We start from the raw sequence: 19,498 nt of genomic DNA on the forward strand, positions 1-19,498 counted from the left end.
ATGCTAAGAATGCGATATAACTTGTACAACGGCGGAACAGACAGTGCTAATTCTGAAGCTGCTGCTTACCAATTGAACAAAGCAAAAGATTTGAGAGATCGTGCTTATCGCCAAGTGGAAGAAGGCCTTCGCCTTTCATGGAGCGCCTTAGACCTCACGCTGCAACAAAAGAACTTCCTATCTGATCATGTTGATTCAGCTTCGGAAACCGTTATCGCATATGAAAAACAATACCGAATAGGCAAACGTACTCTTCTTGACTTGCTCAACACTGAGAACGAACTATTTGAAGCCCGTAAAGATTATCTAGATGCCCATTACTCTGAGCAGTACGCTAAATACCGAGTGATGAACGCAACAGGTTCTTTATTGAATGCTCTACTGGTTGATATTCCAGAAGAGTGGACAACGGCTATGGAGTATTAATGATGAAAGTAACGTACTTATTACTTCCCGTATTAACGATGACTTTATTTGCCTGTTCTAGCAAACAGGAAGAGGCTTACATCGAGACACCTGAAGCAGAACAGATTGCAGACCTGCAAGACGACGACAACGATGGTGTGGTAAACGCGCGCGATACCTGCCCAGGAACGCCTGAAGCGTCACAAGTCGACAATGACGGCTGTGGTGAAACGATCCGAGCAGAAGAAGTCAGACAGTTAAAAATACTCTTTGCTCATGACTCATTTGAAGTGAACCCAATATTTTCTGATCAAATCAGCACAATGGCTGAATTCCTTGAGACTTACAAAAGTGCGTCGATTGAAATACAAGGTTACGCGAGTAAAGTGGGTTCCAACGAATACAACTTAGATTTATCAAAAAGACGAGCAAACAATGTTCAAGACGAGTTACTGTCGAATGGTATAGAGCCAGAGCGAGTAAGAATTGTCGGTTATGGTGAAGAACGCCTGGAAAACGAGGGTGATGATGCTACTTCGCATGCACTAAACCGTAAGGTAACGGCAACCGTGGTTGGGTTAAGTGAACAAATCGTTGAAGAGTGGACCATTTTTACCACGCTAGAAAAATAGCGTGACATCGTCACTTAAATGTAAGGCGGGTTATCTTACAAAGACAGCTTAACAGTAAGATCAAGAAAGCCGTGATGGGGTTGCCCATCACGGCTTTTTTGTTCTTTGTTGTCACATGAGTCGAGGGATGACTCTGTGACTCTTCTTGCTACTCAAGAGTTGGCTTGTTACTCAGTGAGTAGGCTCACTATCAAGCGAACCTACTACCGAATATAGTTTTACTTACCAACTATGCTTTTACTTACCAATTATAGCTTTACTTCTTGTTGCTTAGTCTTCGGTAGAGAAATACTTAGCAGGAAGTAACCTAAGATAGCTGCAGTCGTTGAGCCCATCAGGATACCTAATCGAGCAAGCGTATCAAAATCTGCGTTCGTTGGACCAAATGCTAGTGATGAAATAAAGATAGACATCGTAAAGCCAATACCACACAACACAGATACCGCGAAGATGTTCATGAAATTCACACCTTCAGGAAGTTTAGCTACACCCGTTTTCACAGCGCCCCAGCTGAATAGGAAGATACCCAGTGGCTTACCAACCAATAGACCCATAGCGATACCAAGCGGTAGCATGCCTGTAAGGTTTGAAATTGAGATACCTTCCAATGAGATACCTGCGTTTGCAAATGCGAAGATTGGCAAAATTGCAAAAGCGACGTATGGGTGCAGAGCATGCTCTAGGTGTTTCAGCGGAGAACGCTCCCCTTTATTGCCTTTCAGTGGGATAGCAAAACCAATAACTACACCAGCCAATGTTGCATGAACACCAGACTTCAATACTGCGAACCACAGAATTGCACCGACAATGAGGTAAATACTCAGCTTAGTCACATGCTTGTTGTTTAGCATGAACAGCACACCCGTTGCGATGAAGCCAACCGTTAGTGCAAGCGTCGATAGATCGCCTGAGTAGAACAGTGCAATGATAACAACAACACCTAGGTCATCGATAATTGCTAATGCTAGTAAGAATACCTTCAAGCTGACCGGTACTCGGTTACCAAGAAGAGCCATGATACCCAATGCGAATGCGATATCTGTTGCTGCTGGAATAGCCCAGCCCTGAAGCGCCTCAGGGTTACTTGAATTGAATAGCACGTAAATAAGTGCAGGAGCTAGCATACCACCCACAGCTGCAATAGCTGGGAAGATTGCTGTCTCTTTAGACTTTAATGCGCCTTCTAAAAGTTCGCGCTTAACTTCTAAGCCGATTAGAAGGAAGAAGACAGCCATTAAGCCATCGTTAATCCAGTGAGACACAGACATACCAAGAACGTAACTGTGCAATACGCCTTGGTACATTTCGTTCAGTGGTGAGTTTGCTACAAACATTGCGATCGCCGCAGCGATGACTAGTATGATGCCGCCAGCAGATTCCATTTTAAAGAAGTCACGGATGACGTCGGTCATGATTTCGCCCTTATATTTATTATTTAAATAAACGAATAACAAAGAATAACCATGAGTTTATATCCAAGCGTAATCGATAGATAATCACTTCTTCGGATGTTTAACTTCGGTTTTTCCTACAAATACTAAACAATACGTCGTATATTCCATAATGTTGTTATGCACCATAAAATAAGTATAGATGAGATCACAAAGGCTGTATGCACAATTAATCAGGGGCTCACAAAAATCATGGGCACAAAAAAGGCTATCAAATGATAGCCTTAGGTGTTTTTTAGTAACCGGTTAACTGCATAAAACCTGTCGCTTCATGGCTTCCGCTCGCCATAATTGGCCCTTCCCAATATGGTATGACAAATGGCAACCACATATCTCGGCGTTTGATGCGTGTCGTGAGGTTAATATTGTGCTGTGGCACGTTAATAATCCATTGGAGCGGCATTCTTCTACCATTCTGTAGCGTCGTATTCTGTAAAGGCTTGATAGAAATATCGGAGTCCGTTAACTGGTACACCTTGCCCGAACGAGTGGCCAATGTTCCAAAAACATAAGGCAGCTGTTGATTATGGCGGTAGCGGTTAATGCTCAGCGCTGTACCATCATCGAGATTAAACACGAACCAATCCCAGCCTTGTTGACCCACTCCGAGTAAGCCACTGCCCCACTCTTTATGTACCCAAGCTGTGCCTTCTACTTCCTTGGTAACGCCGTCCAGATTCAATACACCGCTTAGGGATAAAAATGGAGCGCTGAAGTTATAAGACGCGACAGGCAATAAATCGTGCTTTTTCTGGTAACCATTATCGCCGTTGAGCACATAGGGGCCTTTCGCAATGGTGTCGAGTTCAAGACCAAACGTATCCGTTTTCACTTGAAGGCGACCAGGAAATGGTGTGTTGCCAAGGGCCCGCCAGTTCCAGTTATCAATCCAAATTCTAAACGGACGACTGGTCATTCCCGCTTGGCCAATACCGCCACGCGCTAAGCGTTGCTCTTTCCAAACCTTAGAATCAGAAGAGATCACGACATTTGAGATATAGACCTGTGGGCTTTGCCACCCCGGAGTCTCGCGTTCGTCAGTCGCTATTCGGAAAAAGCTCCATTGAACCGAGTACTTTTTGCCATCATCTCCTTTTAGAGAAGCAAAGTAATGCCACCACTCGTGTTGAAATTCTGGGTGGAATTGGAAGTCTCGAGGTAACGAAACGCTGCGGTCAGGTAACACAGGCTCGAATACATTAAAGTGTTCGCTTACAAGCACTGAATTGACCTCGTTCACACCTTTCTCGCCAACATCAACAAAGTAAGAATAGTACGCCCAGACACCTAAAATGGTGCCAAAGAAGCCGATCAATAATAGAGAGGAGACAAATCGGTGTCTGAATTTCGTTGAGCCATTTCGTTGAAGCATATTAAAGCGCATCCCTCAGTGATTTCATCGGAGTGTTCCGAATCATTCTCATCACTGGCAAAGCACCAGCTAACATCAATGCTGCCATAGCCCACGCAAATGTCTGTAAATAGTCCCAGGGAATCACTTGCAACTCGAGTGACCACCCAAAAGACTGCTTGATCACGATATCGACGATCAAACTAGCCAACGCTAAGCCGAGCGGAATCGCAATTAAGGAAGAAATAAGCCCGAACACAAACAGTTGTAAGCTACCTGTCAGAATCAGTTCCTTCGCTGATACACCTAAACAGCGCTGTAAAGATATATGCCTTTGCCGAGACACTTCACCCGCAACAGTTGCGAAGAAGATACCGAAGACTGCAATGACCAATGTGATGTTGCCCAATGTATCTGCAATCGCGAACGTTCTATCGAACACACGCATCGCTTGGCTGTGAATATTGTTGTTATCGAAAACACGCTCCGAGCCAAGCCTGAATACACTTTCTAAGCGGCTTCGAAGCCCTACTGAATTCACATCATCTTTGAGTATTACGCCAAGGCCCACATTACCCCGCCCTGCAAATCCATACAGCCAGTTTCGATGCGACATCATGACTTGATGGTAAGGGTTACCGTAATCGTAATACACACCGACAACCTGCCAACCAGAGCCAAGATTGTCATAGAGATCAATGTAGTCACCAGGGCGAATACCCAGCTTGAGAGACATTGATTCGCTGATCAATACACCTTTAGAGTGATGTAAGTGATACCAGTAATTAGGAATACCTAACTTGATCGTCAGCGCTTCTAGCTCACCTTCAGAAGGTCCAGTACTGACCACTTGAATACTGCCGACTGGAGATGCAACATCTTTCTCCCAACGCCACCAAACAGAATCCACTTCAGGTTGTTCTGACAGCCAGTTATTCATACGAGCAGCACCATTGTTGGTTGGGTAGATGTAAAGATCTGCCGCCAAGCGCTGTGTTAACCATTTATCTGTGGTATCTCTAAAGCTGCCGACCATGGTTTCTACACCAATATTCGCGGTTAGCGCCAACATAAACGCCATTGTCGCCACACCACGGTAACTCATGCTTGAAGCGGCATCCGCGAAGAACCAACGAGCACGAACCCAACGTAATGAATAAGACAGGCTGTTAAATAGCTTCCACATCAAGAACGGCGTAAACAGAGCCACACTAACAAGCATCAGCGCGATAATCGCAAAACCCGTTTCTTGAGTCTGAGGCGCTTGATACACAGCGACAGCTGCAACCAAGAAACCACAACCAATCAAAGCCTGCCAAGTGAATTCAGTACCAGCAAAGCGCATCAAAGATAAACGAGAGGTCAAACGAATCGGTTGTGAACGAAGCAGACGAACCAATGGCCAAGCACACGCTAGGAATGCACCAAGCAACGCCATTAATAAGCTGTAACCGCTCCATCGCCAATTCCAGTCGATAGTTAAACCAACGTTGGCGTCATATAAATCACCTAAACTTGAAGATACCGCTGGTAACAGTTGGTTTGCCAACATGACACCGAATACATTGCCGCAGATCCAGCTCAATACCACCAATAACAGTAACTCTAAACAAAGCGCTTTAGCCAGTTGCCAACCCGACACACCCGTCTGTCTTAAGATTCCAACTAACGGTTGGCGCTGAATAAACGACAGCGACATCGCTTGATAGAAAATGAATAGGCCAACCACAAACGACAGCATACCCATCGCTTTTAGATTTAAGTGGAACGCGCTGGTCAGCGACTCAAGCTCAGCTTTAGAGCTGCGAGAGATCGTCAAACCATTAGGCAGCATGTTTTTAAGACGCTCAAACTTCTCAGGCGACATATCTGAACACGCAATCACAGACAGCCCAGCACTGCGTTTAAGCATTCTGAGCAAAGAGATATCTGCAATCAGCCTTGTACCATCAATCAGGTTTTTTTGATCAACAGCGATAGGACCAAGCTCAGAACCATCCATGAGAGGAATGTAGTCCCCGTTATTCCATTCCATGTGTTCTGCGAGATCATCACTCACAAGGATTGGGTATGGCGGCTTCATGAGGTTTAACGTAGTGAGATCTTTTAACGCAACACCCGGCTGAAGCTGAAGCATAGACACAGGGTCGATGCCAATAAGCATAAAGTTCGCGCCATTTTCATCAGTGATACGATGGTGGTCAAAAGGAGAACACTGTTGAAAGCCTTCACGGCGAAGCTGGATATAAAAACCTTGCGGGATTTTATTGGCGTTGTGTTTTGGTCGAATACGATAAGGAAGAGGATTCGAAAAGAGTTTTTCGCCATGCGCATAGCTTTGCTTGGCGTGTTGGTTGATAGCAGTAACACCAACCAAAAGTGATACGCCAAGGGTTAAACCAAGCCATACCAAAATAATCTGAAGTGGGTAGCGTCGATAGTGACCGAGTAGTGCCTTAACTACGGGCCATAACATGCAGTTGCCCTCCTTGTAGGCGGATTCTGCCGTCCATGTGCTGTGCTACTTTTTCACTGTGTGTTACCAACAGCAACGTACATTCTAATTGGCGAGCCAAAGAGGTAAGCAAACGCATTACCGCTTCTGCATTACGCTCATCTAAACTTCCCGTCGGTTCATCGGCTAACAGAATTTTAGGTTCCATGTACAGAGCACGAGCAATCGCTGCGCGTTGTTGTTGACCACCAGACGCTTCTTCAGGGTAACGTCCAAGTAAAGGCATAAGGTCTAAAGCAGAAAGAATCTGCCTCCAGAGGCCCTTGTCTTCAGGCAAGCCTTTTAACTGGCGACAAAAACGAATGTTGTCAGCAATATTAAGCGTTGGAAGTAGGTTGAATTGCTGGAAGATGTGACCAATATTATTTCGGCGATATGCGGTGCGATTGCGTTCTGTCGAATCGTGCATATTGAAGTTTGGGAAAGCAATTTCGCCAGAGTCTACTAGATCTAAACCCGCGATAAGATTCAGTAATGTACTTTTACCTGAGCCACTTTCGCCCATTAGTGCAAGCTGGTCACCTTGGTTTAATGTTAGTTCTGCACCTTGCAAAACAGGGTGAAATTCCCCCCCGTCGACATAGCCTTTACATAGGTCTGACAGCTTTAACATTAAACAGCTCACATTAGTTAGAATTTGGAAGGAGAATCTACACTAATTCCCTGTTAGGAGGAAGTATTTTGAAAGATAGATCACACACCAACGATAAAGTGATGCGATCGATGCGCCCTACTTCAACTTCCTATCAAGTTTTTGATCCATTTTCTTGTTTTCATGCGATAGAGCGACCCACCCCACTTAATCACTTCTTCGGTGAGGAAAAGCAGATACACCCACTCAGGTGGAAACTTTAAATAGATAGCCGCAATCGCAGCCAGTGGAATACCAATCACCCACTGAGCAATCAAATCTTGATAGAGACAGAACTTCACATCACCACCCGCTCTCAACACACCAACGATCACAGTCAGCGGTACCGAGCGAATAATAATCCCCACGCTGAGAATGAGGATGAATTTCTCAGAGAGGGCTCTGGTTTCTTCAGTCAACGCACTGAACGCATTCAATATTGGCATTTGGACGAAATAGAGAAAAATCGCCACAACAATACTGGTTAAGAAACACAGAATCGTTAATCCTAATGCTTGATAATAAACCGCTTCATTGTTTTTCGCGCCAAGTTGGTTACCCACCAAAACAGCCGCTGCATTAGACAGGCCAATCAATAAACTCAATGAGATAGATTCAACCGGCGTCATGACTGAAAGCGCAGCCAAACCTTGAACACCCGATTGTCCCATGATCGCGTGGTAAGCAAACAAACCACCCGCCCACGCTAAGAAGTTAAACGTGGTTGGCAAAGACAACTTCAAGAAGCGAACGACTTTCTCAACAGTTGCAGCCGCTTTGATATCACAAAGTTTAAAAGCTAATAGGTGTTTAGAGAAATAGAGGTAGCCATATAAAGTCGCCACTTCAATGGCACCGCTCAATACCGTCGCAATCGCTGCGCCTTTGATTCCAAGCGATGGAAAGCCTAAGTTACCGAAGATCAGCACCCAGTTTAAGAACACATTAGACAGAATGCCAATACCGCTGAAGAAAGTGCTTAACCCAGGTTTGTGCATCGCTCTCAAACCTACCGCCATACTGCTGACGCACGACACCGCCAGCATGCTGAATGAGGTGATGACGATGTATTCAACGCCGAGGCTGATGACTTCTTGAGAGTCGGTCGTCACGCCCATGATTTGCGCAGGAAAAGAAACAAAGAAAACAATGGTCAGCAACGCAAACAGGGTCGAAACTAGCCACGTCAGTGCGGTACTTTCTCTGACACCTTGTTTGTTACCCGCGCCCCAATATTGAGCCGTTAGCAAAGCGCCGCCCGTAGTGACACCCACCAGCATAATGGTCGTCACAAACATTGCACGGCTCGCAACCCCCACTGCCGCAATGTCTGCTTCCCCAAGCTGACCTAACATCAACACATCCACTAAGCCTCGGCTTGAAAACATAATGCTCTGCAAAGCAATAGGCAAAGCAATCGCAATAAGCCTACGAACAAAATCACCTCGAGTGTGATGAATAATTGAAGAGAGCAACATAGAGATACCTAAACGGAACGTATTGATGAATAAAGATAAATATCGCGCTATTATATCAATGTTCGGTTTTTAACCACAGATATAAATGGAGTAACAATGAAGAAAGTACTGGTTTTAGGCGCTTCTGGATATGTTGGTTCGCAGCTCCTCCCACTCCTGCTTGAGCAAGGCTATCAAGTCACTGCCGCAGCAAGGCATATCGACTATTTAAAGGCACGAACCGAACCTCATGACAACTTGTCACTAGAGTATCTTGATCTTGCAGATCAAGCCGCAACACAAGCATTAGTCCCCGACTTTGATCTTATCTTCTTTCTCGTCCATGGCATGGCAGAAGGCCACGACTTTATTGATTATGAACTGAATTTGGCACGTAACTTTGTTTCAGCTCTTGGGCCAAAGAATCAACACGTCATTTACCTGAGTTCGCTTCAACCACAAACGGGTGATTCAGAACACCTTCAAGCGAGAAAGAAAACCGGAGAACTGCTTCGTAAAGGGCCAGTCCCCGTCACTGAACTGCAAGCAGGCGTGATCATTGGTCCCGGCTCTGCAGCGTTCGAGATCATGCGAGACTTCGTGTACAACTTACCTATCATGATTGCGCCCAAATGGGTCGACTCTAAAGCCAACCCTATTGCCTTGCAGAACCTGAACCACTATCTGCTAAAACTCGCACAGGACACGCCTAGCGAAAGCCAAACCTTCGAAGTTGGTGGGCCAGATATTGTCTCTTATCGAAATCAATTTGCTCACATTGCCAAAACAGCCGATCGCCCACTCAGGCTTTGGGCGACGTCACTCCTCACGCCCTCAATTGCGTCATATTGGCTAGGCGTTGTGACATCTGTTCCGTCTAACATAGGCAGAGCGCTTCTCGCGGGCTTAAAACATGACTTTATTGCCAGTTCGACCATCATTAGAGAAAAGTACCCTCAGAAGCTTATCTCGTTCGAAAATATGGTTGAGCAAGCGATTCACGCTGAAGGAAACTTCGTGAAAAGTAATGTTTGGGGCTTTGATAAGACCGCCTTCAAACGCTGGCAAGCTGGGTACGGCTATTACCCTAAGAAAACAGGCGCAAGTATCACCTCAAGCGCATCTTTAGAATCCCTTTGGCAGGTCGCTCAGCAAATAGGAAGCCCGAAGCAAGGTTACTTCTTTGCTAATGCTCTATGGCGCACACGCGAATGGTTAGATCTTCTCTTTGGCGGTGGTGTGCCGGTTCGACAAATGCCTGAAGGGCCGACCCTAAAAGTCGGTGACAAAATCGATTCGTGGAAAGTCATTCGTTGTGAAGAAAACCAGTTTTTATCTTTGCTTTTCGGTATGAAAGGCCCGGGGTTGGGGCGACTCGAGATTACCGTCTCTGACCACGGTGATTCACGTGAACTGAACATATCAGCTTGGTGGCATCCAAAAGGCTTTCTAGGGTTACTGTATTGGTTTGCGATGATGCCAGCCCACCTGTTTATCTTTAAAGGCATGGTTAAAGCGATTGAGAAGCAGGCTAAAGAGCAGATGCGAGATTCGAGTAACGAGATGCGAAAAGATTAAAAGCAAATTCGGGATTCGAGTAACGAGATGCGAAAAGATTAAAAGCAGATGCGAGATTCGAGTAACGAAATGCGAAAAGATTAAAGCAGATGCGGGATTCGAATGTCGAGATGCAAAAAGACTTAACAGCAAATTTGCGACACGCGCTATGAGAGGCAAAAAAAAGAGCGGATAATTCCGCTCTTCGTATCTCTCATCTCGTATCCCGAATCCGCTACTAGCCAATAACGCTAATTGGGATCTCAGCCAGCTGGTTGCCTTGGTTAGCAGGGTAAACAATGTATTCACCGTGATACTTCACCGCAGACTTGTAGTCCGTTACTTTGTGAAGCATGAAACCCGCTTCCATCGCCGCTTGAATGAACTCGGCGTGGTTACCACGAACAAACCAATTCATAGGCTTAACCATCAACTCGCCGTCGAAAGAGTCGTCACACTGTTTGCCACACAAAGCAAAAGAGTGCTCACCATCGGTGAAGAATTGAATCTTGCCACCAGTCGTTAGCTCATCTTCACTCGATACGCTCCAACCCATCTCGTACATTTTGTCCATGAACGCTTCAACATCACTGTCTTTAAGCACTTTAGGCTCTTCGCCTTCAGGGAAAAAACGCCCGTAAAACGCAGAAATACGTTTAAAGGTAAAAGTTAAATCAGAGTTATTGCCTTTTGAGCGACCCTGTTTCTGCCAGCGAACCAAGTCAGGCACAATCACGCGATCATAAGCTTGGGATTTAATCGCCTTTGTTACCCAGCGAACAAGGTAAAGGTTGTTCGCGATAGGTGCGTCAATGGCCTTGCCAGACTTATGTAGAGCATATAGCTCGCCTAGCGCATCATTCACTAACTTCTGAATTTCAATATAGTATTTTGACATTATGCCTTCTTTCCTAATGTCCAATATAGTAATGCTGACATTACTGCACACGCAGCCATTACCATAGCCATAGACCCAGCACTGTCACTTGGCAGCATCGCAACGATAGCCCCAACGACAGAACCAGTACCAAATCTTAATGTTCCCGCAAGCGATGAAGCCGTGCCTGCCATGTTTGGATAACCACTGAGCAATAGACCCATAGAGTTACTGCCGATAGTAGAGATAGTGCCAATAAATAGCATCACAAACGGCACAATTCCCCAAAGCCCGAGATCCAATGCCCAACCGACAAGTAAACCTACGCCAGCCAGTAATTGGATGACCAGCGCTGCCCTCAACATTGTATGAGAGCCGACCTTCTTAACAATTCGACCATTGATGGTTGTCATCAGAATCATCGCGACAATGTTCAGGCCAAACAAGTAACCGAACAAGTCAGGTCGTACGCCATAGATATCAATGTAGACAAAAGAGCCTGCGGTTAAGAATGCAAACATCCCAGAGAACGAGAATGCACCAGAAAAAATCAAGCCCATAGCGGTCGGGTTTTTACATAAACGAGCGTAATTACGAATCGTGGTTTTAAAGCGCAATGGTTGACGATTATCGACAGGCAGTGTCTCAGGAATTTTGATTATCACCGCGAGAATGACAATCACCGCAAAAATAGCCAATACCCAAAAGATTGAACGCCAACCGAACCACAATGCTAAGTAACCACCAATCATCGGCGCGATAAGTGGTGCAACCGTCATCACCAAGGTAACGAACGACATGGTTCTCGCGAAATCTTCACGGTCGAACATATCACGCACAACGGCTTGGATTATTACCGCCGCCGCTGCACCAGCGAAACCTTGAGCGGTACGCACTAACGTTAGCGCTTCAATGCCATGAGTCGTCGCACTCACAACAGACGCGACCGCAAAAAAGAATACACCAATCAGTAGAACAGGCTTGCGACCATAACTGTCGGCTAACGGACCATGTAACAACTGACCCAATGCAAAACCTGCGGTGTACGCTGTGAGTGTGATTTGTACTTCCCCCGCTGTCACGCCTAGATCTTTGGCGATCGTTGGCATAGCAGGCAGGTACATATCGATGGCGAGTGGTGTCAGTGCACCAATCGCACCCAGAACCAAAAATAGCATCCAACCTAACTGAGGAGTTTGTGGTTGTGAGCTTGGGGTCTGTTGGGTAGACGTTTGCATAACTCTCCGACTAAGTACTAGGTTCTATGTAAGCACGAGCATGCATGCAACAATATACGAATATACACATAGCAATATACGAATACGCACAGTGATACACGAATATGCGCACACATACATGAACATATAGTAATAATGGCTGAAACTGTCCTAGTACCAGTCAAAATAATCAGCCGACGCTATCCTTGGTCGGCCACATCTACGGCAGAAAAGATTACTTCCAGATAGAGTCGACTTCTTCTTGTGTTAGGTAACGGTATTCACCCAACTCCAAAGATTCATCCATCTCGATTTCACCGATACGCTCACGGTGTAACCCTTCAACTTTATTACCAAGAGCCGCAAACATACGTTTTACTTGGTGGTATTTGCCTTCGTGAATCGTTAACAGTACTTCACGCTCAGCACGAACTTCTAGGTGTGCTGGAAGTGTTAGGCCATCTTCGCTCTTAAGCTGGATGCCCTCTTTGAATTTTTCAACGTAATCGTCTTCAACAGGTTCAACCAACCACACACGATAAGTCTTCTCGCACTTGTGCTTTGGTGATGTGATGCGATGCGACCACTTACCATCATCGGTAATCAACACAAGACCCGTCGTATCAATATCTAGACGACCAGCAAAGTGCAGCTTGTCCATTTTGATTTCATCGAGTAATTCAAAGGCGATACGATTTGCGCCATCTTCATGCGAACAAACAAAGCCTTCTGGCTTATAAAGCATGATGTAACGTGGGCCGTGAACATTCAGTTCATTGCCTTGCCATTCCACAACGCACTCTTCAGTTACCTTGAGTGAACCGCTTTTTTGAATGACATCATTTACTGTCACTGCCTTGGATTTTAATAAGTGTGTTGCTTCTCTTCGAGTGACGCCTAACGCATCGCACAGAAATTTATCTAAACGCATGAATACCTCAACTAATCTAAGTCGGGTATTATAGTCACCTTTGCTCAATTAGTTGAGCTATTTCACACTATTTGTTTTCTACCCTACAAGACGCGATATGTATACACTCCGCCCGTACCAAGCTGATTCTGTAAAATCAGTGATTCATTACTTCAGAAAACACCAAACTCCGGCTGTTCTTGTGTTGCCTACAGGCGCTGGAAAAAGCCTTGTGATTGCAGAGCTAGCAAGGCTTGCGAAAGGTCGAGTTCTGGTACTCGCTCACGTTAAAGAGTTGGTCGAACAAAACCATGAAAAGTATGAAGGTTATGGGCTAAAAGGCTCAATTTTCTCTGCGGGTTTAGGGCGAAAAGAAACAGACCAACAAGTGGTGTTCGCTTCGGTTCAATCTGTGGTTCGCAACCTCGATTCATTCTCTAACCAATTTTCACTGTTGGTTATCGACGAATGCCACCGTGTTCCCGATGAAAAGACCAGTAGCTACCAAAAAGTGATCACTCACTTGCGCGAGAATAATTCGGGCATCAAGGTGCTTGGACTGACCGCGACCCCCTATCGTCTTGGTATGGGTTGGCTTTATCAGTATCACACGCGTGGACAAGTACGATCTGAAGAGCCTAGGTTCTTCAGAGATTGTATTTTCGAGTTGCCGATTCGCTACTTGTTGGACGAAGGCTTTCTAACACCAGCACGCATGATCGATGCGCCAGTATTGAGCTATGACTTCTCACAGCTAAAACCTGCAAGTACAGGCCGCTACAAAGAAGCCGAACTCGATATGGTGATTGAGCAATCTAAACGTGCGACCCCACAAATTGTCGACCAGATCATTGAACTGGCCAAAGACAAGTTAGGGATCATGGTATTTGCTGCCACTGTTAGACACGCACAAGAGATCCTTGGCATACTGCCTGAAGGTGAATCGTCAATCGTAATCGGCGACACACCAACTCTCGAACGTGACCAAATCATCAGTGACTTCAAAGAACGTAAAATCAAGTTCTTGGTTAACGTATCGGTATTAACCACAGGTTTTGATGCCCCTCATGTCGATTTAATCGCGATTTTACGCCCGACAGAGTCCATCAGTTTGTATCAACAAATCGTTGGCCGTGGCTTACGCTTATCGCCGGGTAAAAAAGAGTGTTTGGTGCTCGACTATGCTGGCAACAGTTACGATCTTTACCAACCTGAAGTGGGCGACCCTAAACCCGACTCAGACAGTGAAATCATCACCATCCCCTGCCCTGCATGCGGCTTCAACAATAACTTCTGGGGCAAGCTAGACAGCAATGGCTTCTTGCTAGAGCACTTTGGCCGTAAATGCCAGGGCTACTTTACCGATGAAGACACTGGAGAACGCGAACACTGTAATTATCGCTTCCGAGCCAAATACTGCGGTGAATGCGGCGCTGACAACGACATTGCCGCGCGCATTTGTCATGAGTGTGATGCCACCTTGGTCGACCCAGATAAAAAGCTTAAGGAAGCGTTAAACCTAAAAGATGCGTTGGTGTTTGAGTGTTTAGAGATGGATCTTAACGTTCTCAAGGACGACAAAGGTAAATCGCAACTTAAAGTCACTTACCGTGGCGAAAACCAAGCACAAGTGCATGAATTTTGGTCATTAACCACCAAGAAACAGAAGCAGAACTTTAAGGATCAGTTTGTTCGCCCTCACCTTGCCGACAGACACCGCCCTTTTGAGGAAGCCTCACCAACGAAAGTGGTTGCTCACCAACATAGATTCCGCCCACCTCAATTCGTGATTGCACGTAAAGTCGGGCGTTTTTGGAAAATGAGAGACAAGATATTCGAAGACGAGCTTCAGCAACGTTAACATCTCATTTTTTGAGAACCTAAATCTCATTATTCATCAGGTTCACTTTCTGTTCAGAATTACTTTTTTATACTGAACGCTATCAACCTTCTCTAGGATTCGCTATGTTTAGTAAAGTTATGATTTCTATGTTTTCTTTAAGCTTAGGCTTATGTGTCGCCGCTAGTGCGTGGGCTGACTCAGATCATAACGGTCATGATCTTGTACAAGATGTCCATAAAGCGGGAACCCGTATCGAATTTGAAGAAGATCAAGACGAAGTCTACGAAGCCGTACGCGAAGGCTATATTCGCCCTTTCTCAGAAATGTATGCGGCCGTTGAGAACGATCTTCATGGCAGAATCATTAAAGTAGAGCTAGAAGAAGATGACGACATTTGGGTGTATGAACTAAAAATCAATTACCAAAACAACATCATCAAAGTCGAATACAACGCCGAGACGTTAGAAATGCTCATGATTAAAGGCCGAAACTTTAAAGACGCAATTAAGCACGGTGAATAAGTAAGCGCCGCAACTTTAAAGACGCCATTGATCACGACGAGCAATTAAGCACAACGAACAGTCATTACAAGAATTAAGAAGAACAATTATGAAAATTTTAGTCGTTGAAGACGAACCTCGCTTGGGCCAACAAATTCTAGAAACCCTTGAGGGAACCGACTGGGTTCCGGAACTTTCTCAAGACGGTATCGACGCACTCTACCGTGCAACATCAGAAGAGTGGGATGCTATTGTTCTCGATTTAGGTCTACCTAAGCTGGATGGCCTAACCGTATTAAAAGGCATTCGAGACGAAAACATTAACACGCCAGTGATTATCTTAAGTGCGCGTGACACGCTTACGCAGCGTGTAGAAGGCTTGAATGCAGGCGCTGATGACTACCTAACTAAACCATTTGAGATGGTTGAGCTGATAGCCCGCATTCGTGCTCAACTACGCCGAGCGTCAGGCAGTGCTGCTCCTATACTTCAAATTGGTGATTTAAGCCTAGACACACGCAGTTCTAAAGTGTTGTGGCAAGGTCAAGCAGTTAGCCTCACGGCGCTAGAATATAAAGTTGTCGCGTACTTCATGCATAACCAAAACAAAGTTATCTCGCGCACTGAGTTGGTTGAGCATATCTACAAGCAAGACTTCGACCGAGACTCAAACACGGTTGAAGTGTTCATCGGTCGTATTCGTAAGAAAATCGCACCAAAGATCATCAAAACCGTTCGTGGCCTTGGCTACCAACTGAATGCTGAATAACGCTGTATTTAATTAAGCTAAGAGCAATCTCCAATTAGTGGACAGCCTGTGCTGATCGTCGTTGTTCTCATAGCAAGATGAGCAAAGACAGGCTGGTAACGTATGAATCTAAAAAAACGAACACTTAAAAACGTCAGTCTAAAAAGCCGCTTGCTCCTCGCCGCGGCTTTTTGGCTAGGTGCGATGATATTAGCGGCAGGTGTCGGAATACCTAAGTTGGTTAACGATTACTTGGTCGATGACGTCAAGCAACAGCTAAGCCTAACCATGGACGAGTTAACCGCCAACATAGAAACCAACGACAGTGGTAACCTCATCATGGCAGAGCGTCTGTCTGACCCTAGGTTTAACCAACCCTACAGTGGTATTTATTGGCGAGCTGCTACCCAAGACCAGATTATTCGATCTCGCTCGCTATGGGACAAAGACCTCACCATCAAGCGTTCGCCGATTCATACTTCAATCAAAGGGCCTGAGAAAGAAAAGCTGATTTACATCGAGCAGGATATCTATCTGCCTGAACTGAACGATCCTGTCACGATCACCATTGGTATTGATGAAGACCCATTAGAATCCACACTGACCGAACTTACAGGTCAAGTCTGGTTGATTCTGATGTTGCTGTTTGTGGGCGTGCTGATGTTGATTGGTATTCAAGTCAGCTGGTCACTATTGCCACTCAGTAAGATGCAGCGTGAACTGGTGATGTTAAGAAACGGCGAGCAACAAGGATTAAGCGACAACTACCCGAAAGAGGTTTCTCCATTGGTTTCTGACCTCAACGCCCTACTCTTCCACTATCAAGAGTTATTGGAGCGAGCGCGTAACCACGCGGGTAACTTATCTCACGCGTTGAAAACACCGCTGTCGGTTTTGAAAAATGAGATAGAGCGACTTCCAGACGATGACAAAACATTGTTACAGCAACCCATTCATCAGATTCAGAACCAAATAGATTATCACCTTGGCCGTGCGCGCATGGCTGGTGCAATGAACATTCTTTCAGTGAAGTCTTCACCTTGTGAGCGTGTTGAAGCTATCTCAATGGCGTTTGATAAAGTGTATGCCGCCAACGAAGTCACCATGATTAACGAGCTAGACTCTGAGATTGAAGTGGCAGTAGAGAAAACCGACCTTGATGAAATGGTCGGCAACCTACTCGAGAACAGTTACAAATGGGCGAGCAGCATTATCCGAGTCCATTCGAATGAACTCGACAATGGCAACATTGAATTGGTGATTGAAGATGATGGCCAAGGCATTCCTGAAGAGAAACTTGAGCAAGTCACCAAACGTGGTGTTCGACTTGATGAAACCACACCAGGAACTGGCTTGGGGCTTAACATCGTGAATGAAATGGCGCACAGCTACCGAGGCAGCCTAACGCTCAGCAAGAGCTCAATGGGCGGATTGAAAGCCTCTCTGGTGCTTAAACTAAGCAAAGGTTAAGTAAGCTAAACACGCTAAATAAACCAAGTAAACACGATAAGCCCTAGCGCAACGCTAGGGCTTAACTTTATTCTGGTTTAACAAAGCTTTTCTCGCTTCAATATGATTAACTCATCGAGTGAAGCCCAATCATATTGCCTTCCGTGTCACTCACTACACTGATAAAACCATGCTCACCAATGTCCATTTTGGGTACTTGTAGCGCGCCACCATTGGCCGCTGCCAAACTGGCTTCTGTGGCACAATCCTCACAAGAGAAGTAAACCATGGTGCTGTTGCCTCCCGCTTTTACACCGGACATCTTACATAAAGCTCCTGTGGCGCCATAGTTGTCCATATCGCAAGGAAATACCCACATCTCAACTTCGATTCCAGTTTCATTGTCCAACTTATCCAGCGTCACTTTAAATACTGATTCATAAAAAGTTTTTGCTCTCGACATGTCATCAACATATATTTCAAACCAACCAATCGGATTCATTTGCATAACGTTATCCTCAGCTTTCGCTGCTTGTTCGCCCTTAATCAGCATAGTCAAAATTGAAAAATTTATAGCCGAGGAATTACATGAGAGGGGTTATGTTTGTATAGATACAGTCCAGTAGAAATTGCAAAGCCTTGTTTGACGGAGGGTTCAAACAAGGCTCGAGCTGGTCGCTCTTATATATCACTCTGTATATCGTTCACAGCAACATCCAAAGCTTGTGAATCATCGCGGTAGGTTGCTACTCCGATCATTAAGATCCTACCATCAGTATAATAGTCATGATCTTCATCGATCACTTCCACCGTCGCTAATGGGTGTTTAACTAACTCGATGTCTGGTAATGACGTTCGTATCTGATTAGCGAGCCTATCTCGCTCTTCATCAACATTAGGGTCAATGTTATGAAGTACGGTCACAATGCCTGAGTAAGGCGTGACTTTAAGGCCATCATCATAACTAATTGCGCCTAACCACTGAGGCTGGTTAGTTTTAATATCAACACCAGCACGCCACCAGCGAATATGGCTACGCTTCATCAAGTTACCCGGCAATTGAAACGCCATATCTTGCGGCTTATCTCTCCAATATAAATCGGACACTGGCGGCGTTTTGTCTCGAAGCAATGCGAGGTAACCAACCCATTCAATCTCATTTCGAGAGAAAGTTTGATTCTCTATCCAGCCTAATTGCTTCATTAAATCTCTTGGGGTTGATCCAACATAAATTACGTTGATCGCTTGTGCCGAGTAGAACGAAGATTTGCCAGGAAACGCTTTATAGGTAACCGAATTCCAGTCGACTTTGTCAATTTGAGCCGTCTCTGGTTGATTCTGAAAGTCATCGGCTTTCCAAAAAAAGTGGGCGTAGTTCGCAAACAATACCCACGCCAACAACAGCGCACTCGACTTAAGTACTAAGCGTCGCCACTTCATTCGATAACCAATAATGGTGAAAACCAATACCGTGAACACACCGACGATCAAACTATTATGCTCAGAGATAAATATCTTAAGGCTATTAAGCCACGGGAAGTTTTCAACGCCGTGCGCCAGTAACATGCCCCAAGCAATGAACTGTCCACCACCAAGAGCCAAGCCGATAAACGCCAACACACTAAAATTACGCCACGGTACACGATGCGAGCCAGCTATAAATGGCACAACCCAAGCGATAGGCCCTAATAAACGAGCAAAAAGAATGATGTATGTGCCTTTGCGTGCAACCAGATAGCGGCAACGCGCGATCAATCTTTTGGTTTTAGGGCGAAACTTAATGAGCCTTCGTTGCGCCTTAGCACCGTATTTATAACCAATGAAATAACTGAGTTGGTCACCAAGCAAACCACCTAGCATCACCAAAACCAACGCCATCCATGCACCTGAATACAGTTGAAAGCCCGCTGCGATAAAGAAGGGCTCTCCCGGTACAAATAGGTTTGGGCCAATGA

Annotated in this window: 17 protein-coding genes; 7 read left to right on the forward strand and 10 right to left on the reverse strand. The window is 45.4% G+C overall.

Annotated features, from left to right (window positions below):
- Both AACR09_RS10915 and AACR09_RS10920 read left to right on the forward strand, forming a co-directional pair.
- On the forward strand, positions 1 to 426 hold a 426-nt coding region (locus tag AACR09_RS10915; RefSeq protein WP_228010502.1), incomplete at its 5' end, for a TolC family protein.
- Positions 426 to 1,037 (forward strand): OmpA family protein, encoded by a 612-nt coding sequence (locus AACR09_RS10920; protein ID WP_193834953.1) that lies wholly within the window; start codon positions 426 to 428, stop codon positions 1,035 to 1,037. The genes AACR09_RS10915 and AACR09_RS10920, both read left to right, overlap by 1 nt.
- Before the next feature lie 248 nt (positions 1,038 to 1,285).
- Here the strand turns inward: AACR09_RS10920 and nhaA are convergent, their stop codons facing one another.
- The 5 genes from nhaA to AACR09_RS10945 form a co-directional block, all read right to left on the reverse strand.
- Positions 1,286 to 2,449, reverse strand: a complete 1,164-nt coding sequence (gene nhaA, locus AACR09_RS10925) for a Na+/H+ antiporter NhaA (RefSeq protein WP_004734677.1) — start codon at positions 2,447 to 2,449, stop codon at positions 1,286 to 1,288.
- 274 nt (positions 2,450 to 2,723) lie between these two features.
- The gene (locus tag AACR09_RS10930) at positions 2,724 to 3,872 is read right to left on the reverse strand and encodes a lipocalin-like domain-containing protein (protein WP_017079058.1); all 1,149 of its coding nucleotides are present in this window, start codon (positions 3,870 to 3,872) and stop codon (positions 2,724 to 2,726) included.
- A complete protein-coding gene (locus tag AACR09_RS10935; RefSeq protein WP_193834954.1) occupies positions 3,862 to 6,315 on the reverse strand; it encodes an ABC transporter permease in 2,454 nt (817 codons plus the stop codon). The genes AACR09_RS10930 and AACR09_RS10935 overlap by 11 nt, the downstream gene beginning before the upstream one ends.
- A complete protein-coding gene (locus AACR09_RS10940) occupies positions 6,296 to 6,967 on the reverse strand; it encodes an ABC transporter ATP-binding protein (RefSeq protein WP_004734674.1) in 672 nt (223 codons plus the stop codon). The genes AACR09_RS10935 and AACR09_RS10940 overlap by 20 nt, the downstream gene beginning before the upstream one ends.
- 122 nt (positions 6,968 to 7,089) lie before the next feature.
- Complete coding sequence (locus tag AACR09_RS10945) at positions 7,090 to 8,463, reverse strand: MATE family efflux transporter (protein WP_017083326.1); 1,374 nt, start codon at positions 8,461 to 8,463, stop codon at positions 7,090 to 7,092.
- A 96-nt stretch (positions 8,464 to 8,559) separates the two neighbouring features.
- Between AACR09_RS10945 and AACR09_RS10950 the strand changes: the two genes are divergently transcribed.
- Positions 8,560 to 10,020, forward strand: coding sequence for a DUF2867 domain-containing protein (locus AACR09_RS10950; RefSeq protein WP_193834955.1), 1,461 nt, complete (start codon positions 8,560 to 8,562; stop codon positions 10,018 to 10,020).
- Between the two features lie 217 nt (positions 10,021 to 10,237).
- On the opposite strand, the gene AACR09_RS10955 is transcribed toward AACR09_RS10950, so the two are convergent.
- The 3 genes from AACR09_RS10955 to rsuA form a co-directional block, all read right to left on the reverse strand.
- Positions 10,238 to 10,897 carry a DUF2913 family protein gene (locus AACR09_RS10955; RefSeq protein WP_017091686.1) on the reverse strand — a complete coding sequence of 220 codons (660 nt, stop codon included), beginning with the start codon at positions 10,895 to 10,897 and terminating at the stop codon, positions 10,238 to 10,240.
- A complete protein-coding gene (locus tag AACR09_RS10960; RefSeq protein ID WP_193834956.1) occupies positions 10,897 to 12,114 on the reverse strand; it encodes a Bcr/CflA family multidrug efflux MFS transporter in 1,218 nt (405 codons plus the stop codon). Before AACR09_RS10960 ends, AACR09_RS10955 begins: the two co-directional genes overlap by 1 nt.
- Positions 12,115 to 12,328: 214 nt before the next feature.
- Positions 12,329 to 13,024 (reverse strand): 16S rRNA pseudouridine(516) synthase RsuA, encoded by a 696-nt coding sequence (gene rsuA / locus AACR09_RS10965; RefSeq protein WP_004734669.1) that lies wholly within the window; start codon positions 13,022 to 13,024, stop codon positions 12,329 to 12,331.
- Positions 13,025 to 13,121: 97 nt separating this feature from the next.
- Between rsuA and AACR09_RS10970 the strand changes: the two genes are divergently transcribed.
- The 4 genes from AACR09_RS10970 to AACR09_RS10985 all read left to right on the forward strand — a co-directional run bounded on the left by AACR09_RS10970 (position 13,122) and on the right by AACR09_RS10985 (position 17,564).
- Positions 13,122 to 14,864, forward strand: coding sequence for a DEAD/DEAH box helicase (locus tag AACR09_RS10970; RefSeq protein WP_193834957.1), 1,743 nt, complete (start codon positions 13,122 to 13,124; stop codon positions 14,862 to 14,864).
- A gap of 104 nt (positions 14,865 to 14,968) precedes the next feature.
- Entirely contained in the window at positions 14,969 to 15,367 is a 399-nt protein-coding gene (locus tag AACR09_RS10975) for a PepSY domain-containing protein (RefSeq protein WP_004734667.1), read from the forward strand.
- 88 nt (positions 15,368 to 15,455) lie between these two features.
- Positions 15,456 to 16,115 (forward strand): response regulator transcription factor, encoded by a 660-nt coding sequence (locus AACR09_RS10980; RefSeq protein ID WP_193834958.1) that lies wholly within the window; start codon positions 15,456 to 15,458, stop codon positions 16,113 to 16,115.
- Positions 16,116 to 16,217: 102 nt separating this feature from the next.
- A complete protein-coding gene (locus AACR09_RS10985) occupies positions 16,218 to 17,564 on the forward strand; it encodes an ATP-binding protein (protein WP_193834959.1) in 1,347 nt (448 codons plus the stop codon).
- Between the two features lie 106 nt (positions 17,565 to 17,670).
- On the opposite strand, the gene AACR09_RS10990 is transcribed toward AACR09_RS10985, so the two are convergent.
- Positions 17,671 to 18,051, reverse strand: a complete 381-nt coding sequence (locus AACR09_RS10990; RefSeq protein WP_102503794.1) for a VOC family protein — start codon at positions 18,049 to 18,051, stop codon at positions 17,671 to 17,673.
- Between the two features lie 173 nt (positions 18,052 to 18,224).
- Positions 18,225 to 19,498, reverse strand: a 1,274-nt coding sequence (locus AACR09_RS10995; protein ID WP_228010503.1) for an LssY C-terminal domain-containing protein, incomplete at its 5' end; no start/stop codon positions are given.

This window comes from Vibrio sp. OPT20 (assembly GCF_963889365.1).
In the GTDB taxonomy this organism is placed as follows: domain Bacteria; phylum Pseudomonadota; class Gammaproteobacteria; order Enterobacterales; family Vibrionaceae; genus Vibrio; species Vibrio splendidus.

Excerpts from the sequence above, each read along its gene's own strand:
- AACR09_RS10930 (WP_017079058.1), bottom strand. The coding sequence starts at position 3,872 with ATGCGCTTTAATATGCTTCAACGAAATGGCTCAACGAAATTCAGACAC.
- AACR09_RS10940 (WP_004734674.1), bottom strand. The coding sequence starts at position 6,967 with ATGTTAAAGCTGTCAGACCTATGTAAAGGCTATGTCGACGGGGGGGAA.
- nhaA (WP_004734677.1), bottom strand. The coding sequence starts at position 2,449 with ATGACCGACGTCATCCGTGACTTCTTTAAAATGGAATCTGCTGGCGGC.
- AACR09_RS10960 (WP_193834956.1), bottom strand. The coding sequence starts at position 12,114 with ATGCAAACGTCTACCCAACAGACCCCAAGCTCACAACCACAAACTCCT.
- AACR09_RS10970 (WP_193834957.1), top strand. The coding sequence starts at position 13,122 with ATGTATACACTCCGCCCGTACCAAGCTGATTCTGTAAAATCAGTGATT.
- AACR09_RS10950 (WP_193834955.1), top strand. The coding sequence starts at position 8,560 with ATGAAGAAAGTACTGGTTTTAGGCGCTTCTGGATATGTTGGTTCGCAG.
- AACR09_RS10985 (WP_193834959.1), top strand. The coding sequence starts at position 16,218 with ATGAATCTAAAAAAACGAACACTTAAAAACGTCAGTCTAAAAAGCCGC.
- AACR09_RS10980 (WP_193834958.1), top strand. The coding sequence starts at position 15,456 with ATGAAAATTTTAGTCGTTGAAGACGAACCTCGCTTGGGCCAACAAATT.
- rsuA (WP_004734669.1), bottom strand. The coding sequence starts at position 13,024 with ATGCGTTTAGATAAATTTCTGTGCGATGCGTTAGGCGTCACTCGAAGA.
- AACR09_RS10935 (WP_193834954.1), bottom strand. The coding sequence starts at position 6,315 with ATGTTATGGCCCGTAGTTAAGGCACTACTCGGTCACTATCGACGCTAC.
- AACR09_RS10955 (WP_017091686.1), bottom strand. The coding sequence starts at position 10,897 with ATGTCAAAATACTATATTGAAATTCAGAAGTTAGTGAATGATGCGCTA.
- AACR09_RS10975 (WP_004734667.1), top strand. The coding sequence starts at position 14,969 with ATGTTTAGTAAAGTTATGATTTCTATGTTTTCTTTAAGCTTAGGCTTA.
- AACR09_RS10990 (WP_102503794.1), bottom strand. The coding sequence starts at position 18,051 with ATGCAAATGAATCCGATTGGTTGGTTTGAAATATATGTTGATGACATG.
- AACR09_RS10945 (WP_017083326.1), bottom strand. The coding sequence starts at position 8,463 with ATGTTGCTCTCTTCAATTATTCATCACACTCGAGGTGATTTTGTTCGT.
- AACR09_RS10920 (WP_193834953.1), top strand. The coding sequence starts at position 426 with ATGATGAAAGTAACGTACTTATTACTTCCCGTATTAACGATGACTTTA.